At 70.2% G+C, this 18,822-nt stretch carries 13 protein-coding genes; 5 read left to right on the plus strand and 8 right to left on the minus strand.

Going from position 1 to position 18,822, the window contains the following annotated elements; translation table 11 throughout:
* Positions 1–71 precede the first annotated feature (71 nt).
* From WME90_RS21530 to WME90_RS21540, 3 genes are all read right to left on the minus strand, one after another.
* Positions 72–1,328 carry a glycoside hydrolase family 5 protein gene (locus tag WME90_RS21530; protein WP_437283045.1) on the minus strand — a complete coding sequence of 419 codons (1,257 nt, stop codon included), beginning with the start codon at positions 1,326–1,328 and terminating at the stop codon, positions 72–74.
* A 358-nt stretch (positions 1,329–1,686) separates the two neighbouring features.
* Positions 1,687–3,003, minus strand: a complete 1,317-nt coding sequence (locus WME90_RS21535; RefSeq protein ID WP_437283046.1) for a hypothetical protein — start codon at positions 3,001–3,003, stop codon at positions 1,687–1,689.
* Entirely contained in the window at positions 3,000–3,134 is a 135-nt protein-coding gene (locus WME90_RS21540) for a hypothetical protein (RefSeq protein ID WP_437283047.1), read from the minus strand. The genes WME90_RS21535 and WME90_RS21540 overlap by 4 nt, the downstream gene beginning before the upstream one ends.
* A gap of 534 nt (positions 3,135–3,668) precedes the next feature.
* On the opposite strand from WME90_RS21540, the gene WME90_RS21545 reads away from it, so the two are divergent.
* On the plus strand, positions 3,669–4,805 hold the full coding sequence (locus WME90_RS21545) for a hypothetical protein (RefSeq protein WP_437283048.1): 1,137 nt from the start codon (positions 3,669–3,671) through the stop codon (positions 4,803–4,805).
* A gap of 10 nt (positions 4,806–4,815) precedes the next feature.
* Here WME90_RS21545 and WME90_RS21550 read toward each other — a convergent pair whose 3' ends face one another.
* Genes WME90_RS21550 through WME90_RS21560 form a run of 3 tightly spaced genes read right to left on the minus strand, consistent with a single transcriptional unit; the run spans position 4,816 to position 8,076 of the window.
* Positions 4,816–5,598: a hypothetical protein gene (locus WME90_RS21550; protein ID WP_437283049.1), complete on the minus strand. Its 783-nt coding sequence runs from the start codon at positions 5,596–5,598 to the stop codon at positions 4,816–4,818.
* Positions 5,598–6,563, minus strand: a complete 966-nt coding sequence (locus WME90_RS21555) for a hypothetical protein (RefSeq protein WP_437283050.1) — start codon at positions 6,561–6,563, stop codon at positions 5,598–5,600. The genes WME90_RS21550 and WME90_RS21555 overlap by 1 nt, the downstream gene beginning before the upstream one ends.
* Before the next feature lie 16 nt (positions 6,564–6,579).
* The gene (locus tag WME90_RS21560; RefSeq protein ID WP_437283051.1) at positions 6,580–8,076 is read right to left on the minus strand and encodes a serine/threonine-protein kinase; all 1,497 of its coding nucleotides are present in this window, start codon (positions 8,074–8,076) and stop codon (positions 6,580–6,582) included.
* A 360-nt stretch (positions 8,077–8,436) separates the two neighbouring features.
* Between WME90_RS21560 and WME90_RS21565 the strand changes: the two genes are divergently transcribed.
* The 3 genes from WME90_RS21565 to WME90_RS21575 all read left to right on the plus strand — a co-directional run bounded on the left by WME90_RS21565 (position 8,437) and on the right by WME90_RS21575 (position 11,658).
* Positions 8,437–9,561 carry a CAP domain-containing protein gene (locus tag WME90_RS21565; RefSeq protein WP_437283052.1) on the plus strand — a complete coding sequence of 375 codons (1,125 nt, stop codon included), beginning with the start codon at positions 8,437–8,439 and terminating at the stop codon, positions 9,559–9,561.
* Positions 9,562–9,775: 214 nt separating this feature from the next.
* Positions 9,776–10,795: a lactonase family protein gene (locus tag WME90_RS21570; protein WP_437283053.1), complete on the plus strand. Its 1,020-nt coding sequence runs from the start codon at positions 9,776–9,778 to the stop codon at positions 10,793–10,795.
* 308 nt (positions 10,796–11,103) lie between these two features.
* The gene (locus WME90_RS21575) at positions 11,104–11,658 is read left to right on the plus strand and encodes a hypothetical protein (protein WP_437283054.1); all 555 of its coding nucleotides are present in this window, start codon (positions 11,104–11,106) and stop codon (positions 11,656–11,658) included.
* 106 nt (positions 11,659–11,764) lie between these two features.
* On the opposite strand, the gene WME90_RS21580 is transcribed toward WME90_RS21575, so the two are convergent.
* Entirely contained in the window at positions 11,765–15,757 is a 3,993-nt protein-coding gene (locus tag WME90_RS21580) for a chemotaxis protein CheB (protein WP_437283055.1), read from the minus strand.
* Between the two features lie 314 nt (positions 15,758–16,071).
* Complete coding sequence (locus tag WME90_RS21585) at positions 16,072–17,181, minus strand: lysylphosphatidylglycerol synthase domain-containing protein (RefSeq protein WP_437283056.1); 1,110 nt, start codon at positions 17,179–17,181, stop codon at positions 16,072–16,074.
* Positions 17,182–17,487: 306 nt separating this feature from the next.
* Between WME90_RS21585 and WME90_RS21590 the strand changes: the two genes are divergently transcribed.
* Positions 17,488–18,777, plus strand: a complete 1,290-nt coding sequence (locus tag WME90_RS21590) for a PAS domain S-box protein (protein WP_437283057.1) — start codon at positions 17,488–17,490, stop codon at positions 18,775–18,777.
* The last annotated feature ends 45 nt before the right edge of the window (positions 18,778–18,822 follow it).

Genomic DNA, 18,822 nt, shown 5'->3' on the forward strand with positions numbered 1-18,822 from the left:
ACCGGTGCTCGTGGTCGGCGTCGCGGTCCGAGCCCCGGACCGCCTGGGTGCGGAAGGTCTCGTCCGGCGCCCTACTGGTCGACGGCGTTCATGACCGCCTGCCACTCCGCCGAGAACGAGCCGTCCGTGCGCTTGATGTCCGACCCCGTGTCCCACAGCACGGGGACGATGCCGCGAGACCGCGACGCCTCCACCACCGACTGCATCCACAGCCGCCGCGACGCCGCCTCACGGGGGTAGTTCTGGCCCAGCGTGACGCCGAACTCGCCGAGGATGATCGGGGTGCTCCGCTGCGTGCTGAACGCGCCGAGCTTGTCGAACAGGCCCTTCAGCTCCGCCTTCTCGGGATCCGTGCCCCACGTCGTCTTGGGAGAGCCCCACGACTCCACCGTGTCGAGGCCGCAGAACGTGTAGGGCGTGTAGTAGTGGATCGAGAGGAAGAGGCTCTTCGTGCCGGCGGGATCGGTCGGCACCTTGAACTCGCTCACACAGGTCCTGTCGATGTCCGTCACGAAGCCGGCGATGAGCAAAGCGCGGCTCGCGTTGTAGCCTCCCTGCTCGCGCACGGTGGTGACGAAGAGCTGGTTCATCTCGTTCAGGGCGGCGTAGTCAGGCGTCCCGCCGTCGTGAACGCCGTTGACCCAGTAGTTCCCCTCCTCGTTCATCCCCTCGAGGATCAGCTTGTGACCGACGTCGCTGAAGGCCGTGGCGATCTGGGTCCAGTAGGACGCGAACTTGGTCTTGACGCCGTCGGTGAGCTTGTACTTGTCGGTGTTGTCCTCGTTGTAGATCCAGCCCCCGTCCCAGTGGATGTTCACGATCGAGTACATGCCGGCGGCCTCGATCCAGCCCACCACCTCCTTGACTCGGGCCATCTTGGCAGCGTCGATCGTGCCGTTGGTGGCATAGGTGTCCCAGGCCACGGGCACACGCACCGTCTTGATCCCATGGCTGGCCATGCCGTTGATGAACGCCCGCGTGATCAGCGGCTGGCCCCAGCCCGTCTCCCAAGAGGTCGTGTTTTCCAGCGTGTTGCCGATGTTGGCTCCGACGCCCATGTCGGGGACGATGGCCGCGGCATCCACCGGCGTCGCCGATCCGTCGGTCCCGCCGGAGCCGCCGGCTCCCCCGGTGAGCGCGCCGCCCGCACCGGCGTCACCCGCGCCGGCGCCGCCCGTGCCGCCGTCGCCCGCGCCCGCACCACCCGAGCCGCCGTCGCCCGTACCGGCACCGCCCGTGCCGGCGCCGCCCGTGGTCGTGCCTCCGCTGCTGCCCCCAGTGTTCCCGCTCGTGTTGCTCTCTGAAGAGCATCCCAGCGCAACTAGCATGAACAAAGGGGCAGTAAGCTTGAACCACGACGTGGCTGAAGAGCGGAAGACTTGATGATAGGTCATAAACGAAAATAATATTTTAATTCAGCGCGAATTTCAAGCTCGACCTTGGGCCGATGCAGGAGCGGAGCTCGTCGTTGAACAGCGCAGTCCCACCCGGGAACCGCCGCAGGCGGGTCGAGGCGCGGGGCTGGAGCAGCCGAAGGAACGAGCTCACCCGTGCGAGCTCGGCGGTCATGGCGGCTTTTGCGCAGCGCGAGGGAGCTTGAGGTCGTTCAAGGGTCCGCCGAGGCGGGTGACGGCGGGAGGCGACGCCGACAAAGCGGTGTCACCATTCTGGATCTCCTCGCCGATCTCACGCAGAGGGCAACGCTCCGGCGTCGCGCGCAGGGAGAATCCGCGCCTCGCGCTGCGCCCGCAGCATGCCCGTCAGGCGCGCCCGCGCGGTCCGCTCGGCGCGGCGCCGCAGCGGCTTCTGCTCCTCGACGGGCACCGCTCCGTGGCGAGCCGCCGGCACGATCGGCAGCCCATGAACGTCCGTGAGCGGGGCGGGCGCCTCGATCTCCGGCTCCGCCAGCGCAGCGCCGAGCGCGGCGCGGACGCGCGCGGGTTCGAGCTTCAGGCACCACGCGACGATGTTCCAGGCGAGCGCGGCGTGCCGCGCTTCGTCCGTCGCGACGCGCGCGAGCACCCGCGCGACGGCCGGATCCGTCGCGTGGCGCTGCGCTCGCCGCGCGAGCGCCGCGGCGAAGGCCTCGCCGATGCAGCCGTCCGTGAAGCTCAGGTACGCGACGGCGGCGGCGTCGCCCGAGAGCGCGGCGGCCGGCAACGGCAGCTTGCCCGGCCCGAGCGGCATCCCCGCGTACGTGCTCGCGAGACCGAAACAGAGGCGCGCGTGCTCGATCTCGTCTTGCGCCGCCTGCTGGCAAGCCGAGAGCAAGTCCGCGGGTGCTCCGAGCGCCAGGAGCTCCAGCGCGAGCGCGGCGAACGTCGCGATCGAGGCGTGCTCGACGAGCGCGGCCTCGAGCCAGAGGGCGGCGAGCTCTTCGCGCTCCCGCGGCGAAAGGTGGGCGACCAGCGCGGCGTCGCTGAGGTCCGCCCAGCCGCTCGATTCGCGCGCCGCCGCGGTGACCGGGCCCTGTTCGTCTCGCAGCGGCCGGCCGTGCGGGAGCCCGATCTTGCCGCTGAAGATCGGAACCTTGAGGGTCAAGATCCAAGACGCTTCGATGCCGTGAGCCGGGCGGCCGTCATCGGTGCCGGTCATCGGGATCGTCACGCGTAGCCCCGTCCCCAGCACGCCGACGGAGGCAAAGGCGCCCGTGTGCAGACCGATCGTCGACGCATGGATCTCGCTGCGGCTCAGACCCGCGAAGCCGAGCTCTCCACCGAAGACGCTTCCTAGCTGAAACCCGAACGCCAGGCGCGAATAGTCGCCGGCGTACGTCTGCGCCTGGAAGAAGCCACCGTAATTGATCGCGGTGGGGTCGCCCTTCGGAAAGTACGAGAAGCTGATCTCCGTGCCGACCCCGACCGCGCGTTCGCCGCTGCCGACGGACAGCAAGAAGCCGGGGTTGAACGACACCTCGGGCGACCCGGCGAGGGCCTGCGCCGGCACCAGGAACGCGACCGCGCCGACGACCTCGATCACGACAAGCTTGATCCTGCGCCTCATGTGCGTTGAACCTCGCAGAACGAGAGCCTGGGGGAGTTTGTCACGAGCTTGATCGGAGCAGCAAGCGGCACGAAGCCGCCGCGTCCCCCACCGGAGAGATCGAGCCGCTTTCGTTCGGTGTCGAGGTTCACGTCGCGCTCGAAATCTTGCACCAGCCGAACGGCGGCGAGGAGCTTGCCCGTCGAGCGCTCGTGGATGGTCTCGGCCCGTCGTGGGGGCCATCTCCAGCGTTCGATATCGTGACATGTCACGTGACGTGTCACGTGACATGTCACGGTTCGGGCCGATGCGTTCGATGGGCGGCCTGGCGGCGCGCTGGCACGCTGATACGTGCCGCCCCGCGCGGGGTGCCACGCGCCCGCGTGCTCCGCGGGTCACGGGGCACCTCTCCGGGGACAGGGCGGCGCGCCGCCATGGGTGGCACCCTTCGTGCCTTGAGAGGTGCGCTTCCTGCGACTGCATCGTGCCGATGCCCCGTGTCGGCGGGCGGCGCTCCGTCTGGTCATCTTACAGAATCATGGGACACATTCAAACTGAGCAGTATCGCCGATGGTTGGGATCGCGCTCCTGACCGGAGCGGCATTTTGACGATCGAGCGCGGCCATCAGCACCTGACACCAGACCTGGGTCGAGATGGTCGCACGCTCCATGGAGGTTGATGAGTCATGTTCAGAGCTTTTCAGTTCACGATGACGGCGGCCATCTTGCTGGTGGGCTCCGAGGCGATGGCGTGGTCCACGTCGCCGATCCCTGGCACCGCCGCGGCCGGACACTCGGCGCAGGGCTATGCGTGGAAGTACTGGGGAGGCGGCGTCTGGGACAAGTGGCACACCGTCGCCTATGGGCACACCGGCAGTGACGTCGTCAAGGTCGCCCGCCGGCAGGCCAACGACGGCTCCCCCGCATGGTCCAGCTGGGTGATCGAGACGGTCGATGACACGCTGAACCAACTCCAAGGCCTCTCCATCACCGTCGGCAAGGAGGACGGCACCGAGTTCATCGCGTACGTCGACGTCGACACGACGACGCTGAAGGTCGCCAGGCGGGTCGGCGGCACCGCCGGCAACTGCGGCTTCCTCAGCCAGTGGGACTGCGAGACGGTCACTACCGTCGACGCGGCGCTCACGCCCTCGATCGAGGTCCGGTACGACTCGGTTATCCAGGATTACGTCGTCTATGTCGTCTACACCACCGAGTCGAGCGCCGGCGTCCGCAACCTGAAATACGCGCGAAAGTCCGGCACGAATCCGTGGTCCATCGGGACGATCAAGGCGAACACGAACAAGATCAGGCTGGCTTCCGACGCGATCGCCCTCGATGGCGCGACACCGCACGTCGCCTTCGCCGAGACCTCGGTCGGGGTGCAGGTGAGCCGGTTCACTGGGCCCTCGCTCAGCACCTGGACGACAACCCTGATCGACGCGAACGGCGGGGGCTACCCGTCCATGGACATCAGGTCGACCCGTCGCGAGATCGCCTACACGAACAACACGGACTTGAAGTCCGCCTCGTGGAGCTCCTCGACCGCGACCTGGACGGTGAGCACCGTCGATACGTCGGTCCAGGGTACCTATCTGTCGCTGGTGATCGATGACACCTTCAACCCGCAGATCGCCTACAGAAAGGGCGACGCGCCGTGGCTGGCCAAGCTGGGGACGAGCGGGTGGAGCACCACCGGCACGGTCACACCGACCGCCGCGGGCATCAGCCCCTCCCTTCAGCTGGACACACAGCCCGGGACCGACAAGGCGATCCTCGTCCACGTCAACAGCAGCCGCGTGCTCCACGTGACCGACGAATAGGCGCCCTCGCTCACGGGACGAAGGCGATGTCGTCGACGAGCATATCGAACACGGTCGACTTCGCGGTGTGGAACTCGATCGAGTAAGCGTGCGCCGCATCGAACGCCGCGGGCGCGGGCACACCCCAGCCGTCGGTGCTGAGGATATCGAACATGATCGTGTACTGCGCCCACTCGGTCGTGATGTCGATCCCCTCGCCGAAGTGGTCGCCGCAGCCGGAACCCTCGCACACGCCGCCCTCGCGATCTGTGTTGCGGTCGGGGAAGTTCACGTAGATGTGCGTCGGCGCCGCCGCCTTGGCCCAGAAGGTCAGCCCCGAGTAGGCAGAAGCGTCGTAGGCGAGCTTCGTCCCCCCCGGGGCGAAGCTCAGGTCGAACCCCATGCCGGCCCCCCTCGAGACGAATCCGCTGCCCGCGACGTGGGCTGCGTAGTCGCTCGGGTCGTGCCCGGGCGAGACCGGTACGAACGGGCGGCCGGGCAGAGGGGTCTGCGTGCCGCCCCGGGTGCCGTCGTTGTACGTGTACCAGCTGCCGACACGGTCCTTGCACCGGAGGATCGCGCCGTCGCCGTCCTCCAGGTCGTCGAGGAGCGCCGTGCAGGGAGGGAGCTCGGGCTCCGCGTCCGATCCGCCGGCGCCCCCTTCCCCCGCGTCCGATCCGCCGGCGCCACCGGCCCCGCCAGCGAGGCCGAACGGATCCGGGTCGTACTCGCCGGACGAGATGCCAAGGACGAGGCCGCAGCCGCTCAGCAGCGTCGACGCGCAGAGGCCGACCGTGAGCACCTGGAGACGCATCAGAAGCTGCCCTGCACGAGCGCGCCGCCCACCGTGGGCGTCAGCGCGAGCGACGCGCCCCGGGGCGAGCTCTTCGCGGTGAGCCACAGCACGCCGCCGCCGGCGATGGCCGCGAGGCCGACGCCGAAGACCACGGTCGCGACGTTCGCGCGCGCCACGGCGCCGTCGCGGATGTCCATGCCGCGCCGATCGCAGCGGTCGCCGTTGCAGAACGGGCTCGACTCGTCGAACCTCGACTTCGCGGCGAAGCCGAGCGCCGCGCCGACGCCCGCGGTCACGACGCCCGCGCCCGCCGTGACGAGCGCGATCGTGCGGCGCCCGTCGCCCGCGCCGCCCGCGTCGTTCGACGCGGGGTCGTCCTCCAGCGCGCGCACGACGAGGGTCGAGGTCGCGCCGCCCGGCTCCACCTCGGCCCGCGCCGTCCACGTCCGCTTGCCCGGCGCGCTCGCCTCGATCACGTGCGTCCCCGCGTCGACCGGCATGGGCACGCCCCACTGGCCGGGGCCGACCGGGGTGCCGTCGCGCTTCACCTGGAGGCCCGGCGTGCTCGAGGCCTCGACGACCACCGAGAGGCGGGAGACCTTCGGCTGGACGGCCGCCGCGCGCTCGCGCGCCTTCGCCTCCTTGGCCCGGTCGCCGCTCGCGTGCACCCGCGCGGCGACCTCGAGGAACTGCGCCCACGCGGAGGCCATCTTGCCGGTGCGCTCGTAGCAATCGGCGAGGAAATAGCGGGTGTTGGCGCTGTCGTAGAGGCGAAGGCTCTCCTCGTACTTGGGGCAGGCGCGCGACGGCTGGCCAGCGTCGACGAGCGCTCCGGCCTCGCGGAACAGCGCCACGGCGCCCGCCTTGTCCTCGGCCCTCGCGGCGCGCCCTCCCGCGATCGCCGCCGCCAGGCCGGCGCCGATCGCGCAGAGGCGCGCGGCGCGCCCGCGCTTCGCTCGGCCCCTCGTCTGCGGCGGCGTCATCGTGCCTGCGAACGTATCAGAAGACATCGCGCGAGAACGGATCGGCGCTGGAGGGCCGCTTCTTCTGCGGTGCGCTGCGCTTCGCCGGTTGCGCCGAGGCGCTGGGCTTCGCGGGCTGCTGCGCGGCGGAGGCCGCGGCGCGCGCCTCCGGCAGCGGCCCCACGGCCGACGCGCCGGGAGCGGCGCTGGACGGCGGGGCGGCGCTGACGGCAGGCTCGATGGACGCTTCCGGCCCGGCGCTCGGCTGCGCGGGGTGCGGCTCCGGCGCGGCGCTCGGCTGCGCGGGGCGCGGCTCCGGCCCGGCGAGCCGAGGGCCCGCCGCCGACGCGGCCTCGCGCTCCGTGTCGCGCTCGCGCGGGGCTCGATCCGACAGGCGCCAGAGGAGCAGGCCGCTGCTGACGAGCGCAACGCCGATCCCGATCGCGATCGGGGCGGCGCGCTTCTCGCGCGATGACGCCTTGCGGTTCGTCGTACCGAGCGGCGCTATCGTGAGCGCTCCCCCGTCGAGGGGCACCGTCGACGCGGGGAGCGTCGCCCCGGCCGCCGTGACCGCCGCGACCGCGCGAGCAGCGCCGGGCGGCAGCGCCGCGGCCGCGAGCGAGCCGCGCAGCGCGCCGAAGAGGCGCTCGGCCGCCGCTCGCGTGTGCGGCGGAGCGAACGGCACGAGCGCGAGCGCGAGCTCCGCGACGGTCGGGAACCGGCGATCGCGATCGCGCGCGATCGCCGCGAGGATCACCTGCTCCAGGGGCTCCGGGAGGTCCGGGCGCAGGGCGCGCGGCCGCTGCGGCTCCCCCTGCGTGACCAGGTAGACGAGCTGCGCGAGCTCCTGCGCGAAGAACGGCGTCCGCCGCGTGAGCAGCTCGAAGAGGACGACGCCCAGCGAATAGATGTCCGCGCGGCCGTCGACGTCGCTCGCGGAGCGGAGCTGCTCGGGGGACATGTAGAGCGGCGAGCCGAGCACTCCGCCCACCCGCGTGAGCGCGTGGTCCTCCGCGTGCGTCATCTTGGAGATCCCGAAGTCGAGCACCTTGACGCACGGCGAGCCGTCCGCGTTCCGCGTGACGAACAGGTTGCTCGGCTTCACATCCCGGTGGACGATGCCTTGCGCGTGCGCCTCCGCGAGCGCCTCGCAGACCTGGAGGACGAGCTCGACGGCCACGGGCACCGGGAGGCGCCCGCTCTCCGCGAGCACGGCGGCGAGGTCCCTCCCCTCGAGGTGATCCATCACCATGTACGGCGCGCCGCTCTCCAGCGTGCCGACGTCGGCCACTCGCACGACGTGCTGGCTGCGGATGCGCACGGCGGCGCGCCCCTCCCTCAGAAAGCGCTGGAGGATCTCCGGATCCCGCACGTACTTCGGCAGGAGCACCTTGATCGCGACGCGCTCGTCGAGGGCGAGGTGGCGCGCGGCGACGACGAGCCCCATGGCGCCCCGGCCAAGGACGCTCTCCACGCGATACTTGCCGAGGAGGACGTCACCGGGAGCAATCGTGGTCTCGTCGGGGCTCGACATGGAAAGGGCCAGGGCGGCAGAAGGGCATCCACTATGCCACGATCAGAGGCTCATGCAATTCCGCTGCGCCGGCCTGAGCGGGGCAGCGCTGCCGCGGGAAGTCGGGCGACGAAGCGAACCGCCATGACGAGAACCGCGCCATGAAACCACGATAAGACGAGCACCTTCGACGGTCCCCGAGACACCTGGGATCGGGCCTCTCGCACGAGCGCTGCGGGAACGCTCGTTCTGGAGACGAACTACGCGCAAGACGCCCCGCGCGATCTCTCGGGGCGAGGCTCGTGGACCGACGTCGTGGCGCGCTGGTCCGCCGTCGCCGCCGATCTTGACGTCTCCGAGACGTTCGGATTTCCTTGCCTCATGATGAAGACGGCTTTCCCTCGCTTTCGACTCTTCGTATCGACTGGGCTCCTCGTCGCGGCCGCCGCGGCGTGCAGCAGCGAAGATGCCGATCCTGGCGCGCAAGGTTCGTCGAGCGGCTCACCATCCGTCAGCGGGTCGGGTGGAACGGCCGCGAGCAGCGGCGGTGCGGGTCCTGGCTCGGGCGCCGGAGGGGCTGGCGGCGCTTCCACGGGAAGCTCGTCGGCCGGCAGCACCGCGACAGCGGGCGGCGGCGGCTCGCCAGGCGCGACATCGGCGGGCTCGGGAGGGACGGCGCCGGACACGGGCGATCGCTCGCCGGAAGGCACCTGCGCGCGCTTCAACGCCGACACCGCCGACATGAGCGAGGGCACGTGGAGCGGCTCGCTGGATCCCGAGTGCGACCCGGGAGACATCTCCGCCGACGGTCGAGCGAATGCGCTCCGGCTCTTCAACCTGTACCGCTGGCTGGCGGACTTGCCCGCGGTCGTGACCGAGCCCACCCGCGACGCTCAAGCCCAGGCCTGCGCGCTCATGATGGACGCGAACAACTCGCTATCGCACGAGCCGCCGAAGAACTGGAAGTGCTACTCGGAAGCTGGCGCGAACGGCGCGAGGACGAGCAACATCTCGAGCGGGCCCGGTGTCGAGAGCGTTCAGGGCTATTTGATCGACCGAGGGAACGAGTCGACCTTCGGCCACCGGCGCATCATCCTTGCGAACGATCTCGGTCCGATCGGCCTCGGCTCTACCGGTAAGAACGGCGCCTCCTGCATGCAGAACATCGGAGGGACGGGGAAGGCCGGCAAGGAGTGGACGGCCTGGCCTCCGCCCGGGGTGTTCCCGATACAGGCGTACGCCGACTTCTGGGGCTCGCTCAGCGACACCGGCTGGTCGATTCAGAGCGAGGACATCAAGCTCGCGGACGCCGAGGTCACGATCTCGAGCGGCGGAGCCCCTCTGGCCGTCGACGTGGAGCCGCTCCAGGGGAACTACGGCTCCACGAACGGCATCCGCGTCGTGCCGAACGGCTGGGACCCTGAAGCCGGCAAGACCTACTCCGTGAGCGTCTCCGGCGTCTCGGCGACCATCGCCTACGACGTCGTGTTCGTCGACTGCGAGTAGAAGATCCACGTTTCTCCTGAGCTCGGGATCACGAGCGTTTGGGCGCGGCGACCCGACGCAGGTTGGTCGAGGTCGCGCTGCTCGAGCAGCACGCCGAGCACGCTGGAAAGTCTCCTTACCAACTCACCTTCGCCGAACGGCCGCGGCGCCGGAAAGTGGCGCGATGCGGGCCCGATGGTGGATACTGGCGCTGGACGCCAGACTCTTCACCGCGATGACCCAAGCCGCCACCTACATCTACATCTCCAACGCCGAGAGCTGCGAGATCTCGGTGCTGCGCCTGGACCCGGCCGACGGGTCGCTGGCGCCCGTACAGACCGTCGGCATCGAAGGGCAGGCCGGCCCGCTGGCGGTCTCGCCCGACCTGCGCTTCCTCTACGTCGCGTTGCGCACCGAGCCCTACGCGGTGAAGAGCTTCGCGCTCGACGCGGCCAGCGGGCGGCTGACGCCGCTGTCGACGGCGCCGCTGCCCGACAGGATGGCGCACCTCCTCACGGATCGCAGCGGGCGCCATCTCTTCGGCGCCTCCTATCACGGCCACAAGACCAGCATCAGCCCGATCGGCAGCGACGGCGCGGTGGGCGAGCCTGCTGCGGTGTTGCTCACCGGCCGCAACCCGCACGCCACGCTTGTGGATCCGTCGAACCGCTACGTCTTCGTCAGCACGCTCGGCTCGGATGCGGTTGTGCAGTGGCGCTTCGACGCGGCCACCGGCCGGCTCACACCCAACGATCCGCCGGCGCTGCCTGTGCGTCCGCAGGCCGGCCCGCGCCACCTCGTGTTCGCCCCCGACGGGCGCTTCGTCTACCTGCTCAACGAGCTGGACGCGAGCATCGATGTCCTGGCCTTCGATGCCGAGCGCGGGACGCTGTCGGCGGTGCAGAGCCTCTCCACGCTGCCCGAGGGCTTCTCGGGCAAGCCCTGGGCGGCCGACCTGCACCTCACGCCGGACGGCCGCTTCCTCTACACGTCGGAGCGCACCTCCAGCACGCTGGCCGCCTTCAGCGTCGATGCGCAGACCGGCCGCCTCAGCCTTGTCGCGCACGCGCCCACGGAACAGCAGCCGCGCGGCTTCCAGATCGACCCCAGCGGCCGCTGGCTCGTCGCCGCCGGGCAGCTGTCGCACGCCGTGGGCGTGCACGCGATCGACCGCGCGAGCGGCCGGCTCACCGCCGCGACGTCGTGCCCCGTGGGCCGCGGTCCCCACTGGGTCGAGATCCTGAGCTTCCCCTGATCTGAACGCCGCCGAGGGCACATCGCAGCCCCGGTGAGCCGCCGGCCCCCGACGGGTGTTCGTCGCGCGCGCAATGGCCCCGCCCTGGCGGAACTGGCGGCGCGCGTGGCGGCCGCCAGGCCCCGGAGCGCGGAGAGGACCAAAAGATCCGGCAAAAAGGCCGCGGCACACCGCTCGCAATGAGCGCCCACCGGAACGCCGCGAGGTCCGACCTCGCGCCGGTCTCGCCGTTGCGAGACAGCGCGAAGCCCGGAAGCGGCGCGCTGGATCGAGCCGGCGCCACGCGCCGCGCTCGAATGGAGGCACCCATGTCGGTTCATCACACGATGTCCATGCTTCTCCCTGTCCTCGCGCTCGCCTGCTCCACGGCGCAAGGCGCCGCCCCGGAGCCACCGGAGAGCACCCCGCCGCAGCACGAGGACGCGGCGGCTCCGGCCGGCTCGACCGGCGCGAAGAGCTTCGTCGACGCCGAGTCGTACTTCACGAGCTCGGCCGAGATCGACGCCTGGTACGGGCTGCTCCGCGAGCTGAACGACGACTTCGACGTCGTGTGCGGCGACACGTTCTGCGAGGGCGATTTCAGCAACTACAAGCCGCTGCGACTCCGTTGCTCCGTCGAGGAGCACGCCGGGACGATAGGCCGCTGTGTGTGGGTCCTCGCCGCGAGCAGCGAGGAGATCGTGCCTTCCACGGGCGATGTGGAGGTCGACGCGAGGACCTTCCTCTGCGAGATGCCCGTCGCCCCGGAGACCGCCGTGACCGACCTCGTCGAGGCGCTCTCGGCGCCGCCCGGCCGGGCGATCGACGCGGCGCTCCCCGGAACGGACAGATCGCTCTACGACGGCCTCGTCGAGTGCCTCTGACAGCCCGCCGGCGTCGGCCGGCACGGTCGTCCGGCGGCGCCGGCGCCGCCTGACCCCGCCCGGCCGATCGCGGTGGCGCTCCGGAAGGGCCCGTCGGGCGAGCGCTTCAGGCGCCGCTCTCGCCGGTCACTGGCCCGCCTTCGGCGAGCAGCCGCTTGAGCGTGGCGAGATCGACGGGCTTCACGAGGTGCTCATCGAACCCGGCGTCACGCGCCCTCTCGCGGTCGCCCTGCTGCCCGTAGCCGGTGAGCGCGATCAGATAGACGTTCTTGTGCTGGGGTTTCTCGCGGACGCGGCGCGCGAACTCGAGGCCGTCGATCCCCGGCAGCCCGATGTCCACGATGGCCACGTGCGGGAGCACCTCGTCCATGAGCTCGATCCCCGAGATCCCATGAGCCGTCGAATGGCAATCGAACCCGGCGCGCGCCAGGAGCGCGCAGAGCGCCTCGCGGCCGTCGTCGTTGTCCTCCACGACGACGACCCGCGACCTCCCAAGGAACTTCCCGAGGAGCGAGCCGCGCGTCGCCTCCTCCTCGGATGACGGCTCGGAGATCGGCAGCCGCACCTCGAACTCGCACCCTCTGCCCTCCCCTTCGCTCCTCGCGCTCACGGTGCCGCCGTGCTTCTCAACGAGGCCTCGGACGAGCGTGAGCCCCACGCCGAGCCCTCCCGCCGATCGGTCCAGGGTCCGGCTCGATTGCACGAAGAGCTCGAACACCGTGTCGAGCATCTCCTTCGGGATCCCGACGCCGTCGTCCTTCACGCGGACCACCGCGTGCCCGTCCACGCGCTTGGCCTCCAGGGTGACATGACCCCCTCGCGGGGTGTACTTTGCAGCGTTGTTGAGCAGGTTCACATGAACCTGCTGGAGCCGCGCAGGGTCGCCATCGACCCAGATCGGCTCGGGATCGACGACGGCCGAGAAATCGATGCCGCGCGTGTCCATGAGGTTCTTTACCGCGTCGGCGGCGTCCTTCACCACCGAGCCCAGGTCGAGCACGCGCTTTCGAAGCTCGATCTTGTTCTGCGTGACGCGGCTGGCCTCCAGCAGATCGTCGAGCAGGCGCGCCATTTGCGCGGACTGACGCTCGAGGATCTGGACGACCTTCTCGTCGAGCCCGAACGCGCCGTCCGGCGCAGAGCAGTCTTCCCTGAGCAGCGCCGTGGCGTGGACGATCGCGCCGAGAGGGTTGCGGAGCTCGTGCGACAGCATGGCGAGGAACTCATCGCGCCTTCGCACGGCGTCCTTGATCTGTTCCTCCGATCGCTTCTGCGCTGTGACGCTCCGGAAGATCCCGATGATACCCACGATGTGGCGCGCCGCGTCGATGAGCGGGAGCCGCGTGACGAGGTCCCACTCCACGACGCCATCCTGGCGCACGCGCTTCTCCAGCTTGTAGTGCTGCGCCTCGCCGGTCCGCAGCACCACCTCGTCCTGCTGGTGAACGGCGAGCGCCGCCTTGTACCCAGGCAGCTCGAAGCCTGTCTTACCCGCCGCTTCGCCTGGATCGGAGAGGCCGAGGCGCTCCGCCATGGCGTGGTTCGTGCGAATGAACCGGCCGCGCGCGTCCTTGAAGTAGATCGCGTCGGGCACGCTGCGGAGCAGGCTATTCAGGAGATAGCGCTCGTGGAAGAGCGCGTCCTCCGCCGCTTTCAGGCCGCTCACGTCGATGAGCGTGAGCACGACCCCCGCGATGGTGCCCTTGGCACGGTAGGGGAGGACGCGGAGAAAGAACGAGCGACCGTGCCGGTCGCGCAGCTCGCGCTCCACGCGCTCCCCCGTCGCGAGCACGCGCTTGAGATCCGCGGTGAGCTCCGGGTGGTCGACCGCGTACGTGAACGTCTCGATCGGCCTGCCGACGTCCTGCAAGAGCAGGTTGAAGCTCTCCGAGATCTGCGGCGTAAACTTCCTGATCTTGAGCTCCCTGTCGAGGAAGATGGTGCCGATGTCCGTGCTCGACAGGAGGTTCTCCATGTCGTTCCCGAGCTCGGTGAGATCGGCGATCTTCCGCTGGTACTCCGCGTTCACCGAGTAGAGCTCCTCGTTGACGCTCTGGAGCTCCTCGTTCGTGCTCTGCAGCTCCTCGTTGGAGGCGAGGAGCTCCTCGTTCGCCGCCTGCAGCTCTTCGTTGCTCGCCTCGAGCTGCTCGGTCATCGCCTGCAAGGTCTGCTTCGTGTAGCCGAGCTCCGCCTCGAGCGCGCCGAGCTGCTCGCGCGACACGTCGTCCAGGTCGATCTCCTTCACCGGCATCGCCGCCCGTCGCGGCGCCCCGTCGATCGCGTCGAAGGTGATGAGTACGTGGGGCAAGGTGCCTCGCCGGCTCTCGACCCGGCGCATCGTGATCTTGTACATGCCGCCCTCCGCTTGCACCCCCTTGAACACGATCGCCGTGCGCTCCTTGATGACCCGCCGGAGGCCCCCCGTCAGCACCATCTTGAGATCGCAGTCCAGCATCTCGAAGGCGTCGAGCCCCTGTCTGCCATCCTTGACCTTCAGGAACCGGCTCGCGCCGCCGAACGCCTGGACGAGCTCCCCTGTGTCATTGACGAGGAGGCTCGGGGGCATGAACTCGTCGAGCAGCGCGTCATAGGTCCCGAGCAGGTGCGACGCCGGGTGGCGCACGACGGGCGCGGTGATCCCCGAGCGCGGCGCGCTCCGGGTCTTCGGCGATGCCGGCTGAAAGCGGGGCTCGACCTGCATCCGCCGGTCGCTGTACTTCCGGTAGATACGCCATTGCTTGTCGACGATCTCGAAGTCATGCGCGAGGTGCCCCGGCGTCTCGCTGGGCCCGAGGAAGACCACGCCCCCGCGGTTGAGCGCGAAGTGAAAGAGGCTCAGGACCTTCTGCTGGACCGCCGGCTGAAGGTAGATGAGCACGTTGCGGCAGCTGATGAAGTCGACGCGCGTGAACGGCGCGTCCCTGATCACGTTGTGGTGCGCGAAGACCACCGACTGGCGGAGATCCGGGACAACCTGATAGCTGCGTCCGCGCCGGATGAAATACCGCTCGAGACGCTCGGGCGAGACGTTCACCACCGCCTCTTCCTCGTAGAGCCCGCGCGTCGCGACCTCGAGCGAGCCATGGTGCACGTCGGTCGCGAAGACCTTGAACGGGCGGTGGCCGCTCCCGGACGTGAGCTCGTGGAGGAGGATGGCGAGAGAATAGACCTCTTCGCCCGTCGCGCAGCCGGCGACCCACACGCGGAACGGGGCGTCCTGCGGCCCCGCGCGCAGGAGATCGGGGAGCACCGAGCGCTCGAGGATGCCGAACGCCTCCTCGTTCCGGAAGAAGCGCGTCACGCCGATGAGGAGATCACGGTAGAGCACGTCGAGCTCGCTCGACTTGCTCCTCAGGCGCTTGACGTACTGTTCGATATCGTCCGTGTGCGCGAGCTGGATCCGTCGCTCGATGCGCCGGGTGACCGTGCTCGGTTTGTAGTGCGTGAAGTCGATGCCGAACTGCTCCTCGAGCATCCTGTAGACCGCGGTCATCCCCTGATCGACGCCGACCGTGTCCCCCTCCGACCGACGCCCCTTGGATCTCACGTGCTCCAGGAGGACGCGCGGCATGTCCTGGGGAGGCAGGACGCAGTCGGCCACACCGGCGTCACGCGCGGTCTTCGGCATCCCATCGAACTGCGCGCTGTCGACGTCCTGCACGACGACCAGCCCGCCGGCCTCGTGGACCGCGCGGATCCCCCGTGAGCCATCGCTGCCGCCCCCGGAGAGGACCACGGCGATCGCCCGCGGGCCGCAGTCCTGCGCGAGGGACCGGAAGAACACGTCGATGGGCAGCGCGAGCTCCTGGTCGCGATCCCTCTCGCTGAGGAGGAGGCGGTCGGCGGAGATGATCATCTCCTTCTTCGGCGGGATCAGATAGACGTGGTCGGGCTCGACCAGCATGCCGTTCTCGACGAGGTGAATGGGCAGCTCGGTGCGGCGCCGGAGGATCTCGTCCATCAGGCTCTTGAAGTCCGGCGACAGGTGCTGGACGACGACGAAGGCCATCCCGCTCTCCTTCGGGATGTTCTCGAAGAAGTGCTCGAGCGCCTCGAGCCCCCCCGCCGAAGCGCCGATCCCCACGACGTAAGGCGCCACTTCTGGTCGGGTTGTGCGGGTTCTTGTCTTTGTGGCATCGCGCACCTCGCGCTCGGTCGACATAGCCGACCTCGACGGCAGCAAGCGTGCCCAGGCTGTGGCCGCTGGCGAACGCCTTCAGGGGGCCAAAATCCCCGGAAATCACGCGGCAGGCGGACGTCGGACGTGTGACAAATTGCCTCGCTGGGCGCCACATGTGGTGGTCTTGCGGCATCGCAACGGCGATGCATCATTTCACCTCGTCACGACACCCTCTGACCATCTCATCACCTCGCCTCCCTTCGTGGGGCGGGCGCCGGCCCTCCGTGTCCCGCTCAAGCCTCCTCGGGCGCTGGGCGGAAGGCCGCCCGGCCGCCGAAGAAGACGAGCAGGCCGAGCGCGATCCACACGATCTCCTTGGCTCGCTTGACGAGGACGAATGCGGCGCCCACGGTGACGGCGCCGGGCACGCCGAGCGCGGTCAGGAAGGCGACGTAGCCGGCGTCCTGCACGCCGAGCCCGGCGGGCACCATGAACGCGGCCGCGCGGAGGAGCGCGAGGACGACCTCGAACGAGAGGACCTCGGCGAGCGAGACGTCGACCCCGAGGAGCCGGAGGAAGAAGTACGTCTCCGCGCCCTCGACGAGCCACATCGCGAGGAGCAGCAGCGCCGCCGCCGCGAGCGCGCCGCGGCGCTCCCCGAGCGCGGCCGCGTGCTTGTCGGTCGCGGAGAAGGCCGCGGCCCGCGCCTCGATATAGGCCCTCACGCGCCGGCCGGGCAGCCGCTCGAGCAGCGCGAAGACCCGCGACGCGACCGTGCCCGAGAGGAGCGCGCCCGCGAGGGCGAGGGCCGCGGCGAGCAGGCCGAGCCCCGAGAGGACCACGAGCCACGGGAGCCCCGGCGCGCCGATCAGGGGGCGCGAGGCGCGCTCCAGGTGGCCGAAGCCGAGCGCGAGGGCGATCGCCACGTACGCCGCGTTCGCGAGCACGATCAGCGCCCTTCGCGCCGCGATGCCGGCGACGCCCCGAGGCCCGGGGACGCCGCACCACCGGCGCAGCAGATAGAACGTGACCGACTCGGAGAGGGCGGCGCCGGCGGGGACGCTCATGGTGATCGCCTCGGTCGACAGCGTGAGCGCGAGGTACCGGGAGAACGGCGCGCGCCGCCCGGAGGCGGGCGTGCACGTGTCGAAGACGCGCCGGCTCGCCTCGGCCTGGAGCAGCCGGGCGACGAGGTTGGGGACCAGCGCGAGCGCCATCATCGGCGCCCCGACCGAGGTGATGAGCGCGGCCACGCTCGGGAGATCCGCGCCGCGCAGCGTGCTCCAGAGCGCCGCTGCCGCCACGGCGACCCCGAGCCACCTCACGGCGACGGCGCCCGCGCCCGGGCGGGCTCGCGCCCCGGGGAGCGGCTCATCGTGGGCGTCTCGGGCAAGGAGGGTCATCGCACGTTCGTGCTCGGGCGCCGGCCCGGGGCCGACGGTCGAGCGCGCCTGCACGTATCGCGCACACGCGCCGCGCGCTGATGTCGTGGGCGCAACACCGCCGCGACACGCCGCGCCTGGCGCGGTGGTGCGCCGAGCTCGTACGCTCCGGTCGAGCGCGCTCGCGGCGCTCGGACAGCGGACGGGCGCCCGGCGTGGCGCCGGGATCGGCTATCTTCCTAGCTGCTTGGAGGCGCGCGGGAGGGGAAAGCGGCCCCTCGGCGGGGTGGGAGGGGGGCCGGAACGATGGAAGAAGGAAGAGCGAAGGTGGCGACAGATCAGGACACGATCGAGCGGCTCCGGGTGGAGAACGCCGGATTGCGCAAGGAGGTCGACAGGCTGCATGAACAGCTGGGGCGCCGGGAGGAGCGGACACGGCTGATCCTGCAGGCAGCCGTCGAGGGGTTCCACGTCGTCGGGATGAACGGCGAGATCCTCGACTGCAATCCATCCTTCGCCAGCATCGTCGGTTACGACCGGAGCGAGCTCCTGACGATGAACATCGGCCAGATCGACGCGCGGCCGCCGCACGAGGTCGTCACGGTCATCGAGGAGATCAAGGCCAAGGGATCGCTCCGCTTCCTCGCGAGGCACCGCCACAAGGACGGCCAGCTGATCGACGTCGAGGTCAGCTCTCACCTCGTCCAGATCGGTGATGAGCAGTTCTTCTCCGCCTTCTCGCGCCCCCTCACGGAGCAGCTGAGGCGCGAGCAGGCGCTGCGCGAGAGCGAGCAGAAGTTCCGGGCGATCTTCGACGAGACCTCGATGTTCATCGGCCTGCTCACCCCGCAGGGGGACCTGCTCGAGTGCAACCGGACGATGGCCGATTTCACCGGGGTACGGCCGGGAGACGCGCTCCGCGGGCCCTGCTGGCAGGCGCCGTTCTGGGTCGGCGGGGCGAGCGCGGAGGAGCCGATCAAGGAGTGCGTCCTCCGGGCGGCTGCGGGCACGCCGTCCTCGTGCGAGGTCCAGATCCACGGGCCCGGCGGGCGCGTGGCGACGCTCGATCTCAAGATGAAGCCGATCTTCGACACGCTGGGCCAGAGCGTCCTCCTGATCGCCGAGGGGTACGACGTGACCGGGCTCCGGCGGGCCGAGGCGGAGCGAGCGGCGCTTCAAGAGCAGATGATCGACGCGCAGGAGGCGACCATCCGGGAGCTCTCGACGCCGCTCATCCCGCTCGACGCGGGGATCCTGGTGATGCCCCTCGTCGGGCGGCTCGACCGGGTGCGCATCGAGCAGCTGCTGGAGCGCTTGCTCCAGGGGGTGGTGGCGCAGCGCGCGGCCACGGTCATCCTCGACGTCACCGGCGTGCCGGTGGTCGACGCCGAGATCGCGGACTCGCTGATCAGGGCGGCCCAGGCGGTGAAGCTGCTCGGCGCGGAGGTCATCCTCACCGGCGTCGGCCCCGAGGTGGCGCAGACGATGGTGGGTATCGGCATCGACCTCCGGGAGCTCGTCACGCTGAGCTCGCTCCAGAGCGGGCTCCACCACGCGCTGGGGCGCTCGCGCCGCGGCGGGAGGAGGTCGGGCAGCCCGCGGCGCCGCGACGGGTGATGGGCTCGTGAGCTCCTGCCCCGAGAGGTGTCGCCGTCAGGATCG

Source organism: Sorangium sp. So ce375, assembly GCF_051473855.1.
Lineage (GTDB): Bacteria > Myxococcota_A > Polyangia > Polyangiales > Polyangiaceae > Sorangium.

Coding starts and splice junctions, on each gene's coding strand:
- WME90_RS21575 (WP_437283054.1), top strand. CDS start 11,104: ATGTCGGTTCATCACACGATGTCCATGCTTCTCCCTGTCCTCGCGCTC.
- WME90_RS21530 (WP_437283045.1), bottom strand. CDS start 1,328: ATGCTAGTTGCGCTGGGATGCTCTTCAGAGAGCAACACGAGCGGGAAC.
- WME90_RS21545 (WP_437283048.1), top strand. CDS start 3,669: ATGTTCAGAGCTTTTCAGTTCACGATGACGGCGGCCATCTTGCTGGTG.
- WME90_RS21585 (WP_437283056.1), bottom strand. CDS start 17,181: ATGACCCTCCTTGCCCGAGACGCCCACGATGAGCCGCTCCCCGGGGCG.
- WME90_RS21535 (WP_437283046.1), bottom strand. CDS start 3,003: ATGAGGCGCAGGATCAAGCTTGTCGTGATCGAGGTCGTCGGCGCGGTC.
- WME90_RS21555 (WP_437283050.1), bottom strand. CDS start 6,563: ATGACGCCGCCGCAGACGAGGGGCCGAGCGAAGCGCGGGCGCGCCGCG.
- WME90_RS21560 (WP_437283051.1), bottom strand. CDS start 8,076: ATGTCGAGCCCCGACGAGACCACGATTGCTCCCGGTGACGTCCTCCTC.
- WME90_RS21565 (WP_437283052.1), top strand. CDS start 8,437: ATGATGAAGACGGCTTTCCCTCGCTTTCGACTCTTCGTATCGACTGGG.
- WME90_RS21550 (WP_437283049.1), bottom strand. CDS start 5,598: ATGCGTCTCCAGGTGCTCACGGTCGGCCTCTGCGCGTCGACGCTGCTG.
- WME90_RS21570 (WP_437283053.1), top strand. CDS start 9,776: ATGACCCAAGCCGCCACCTACATCTACATCTCCAACGCCGAGAGCTGC.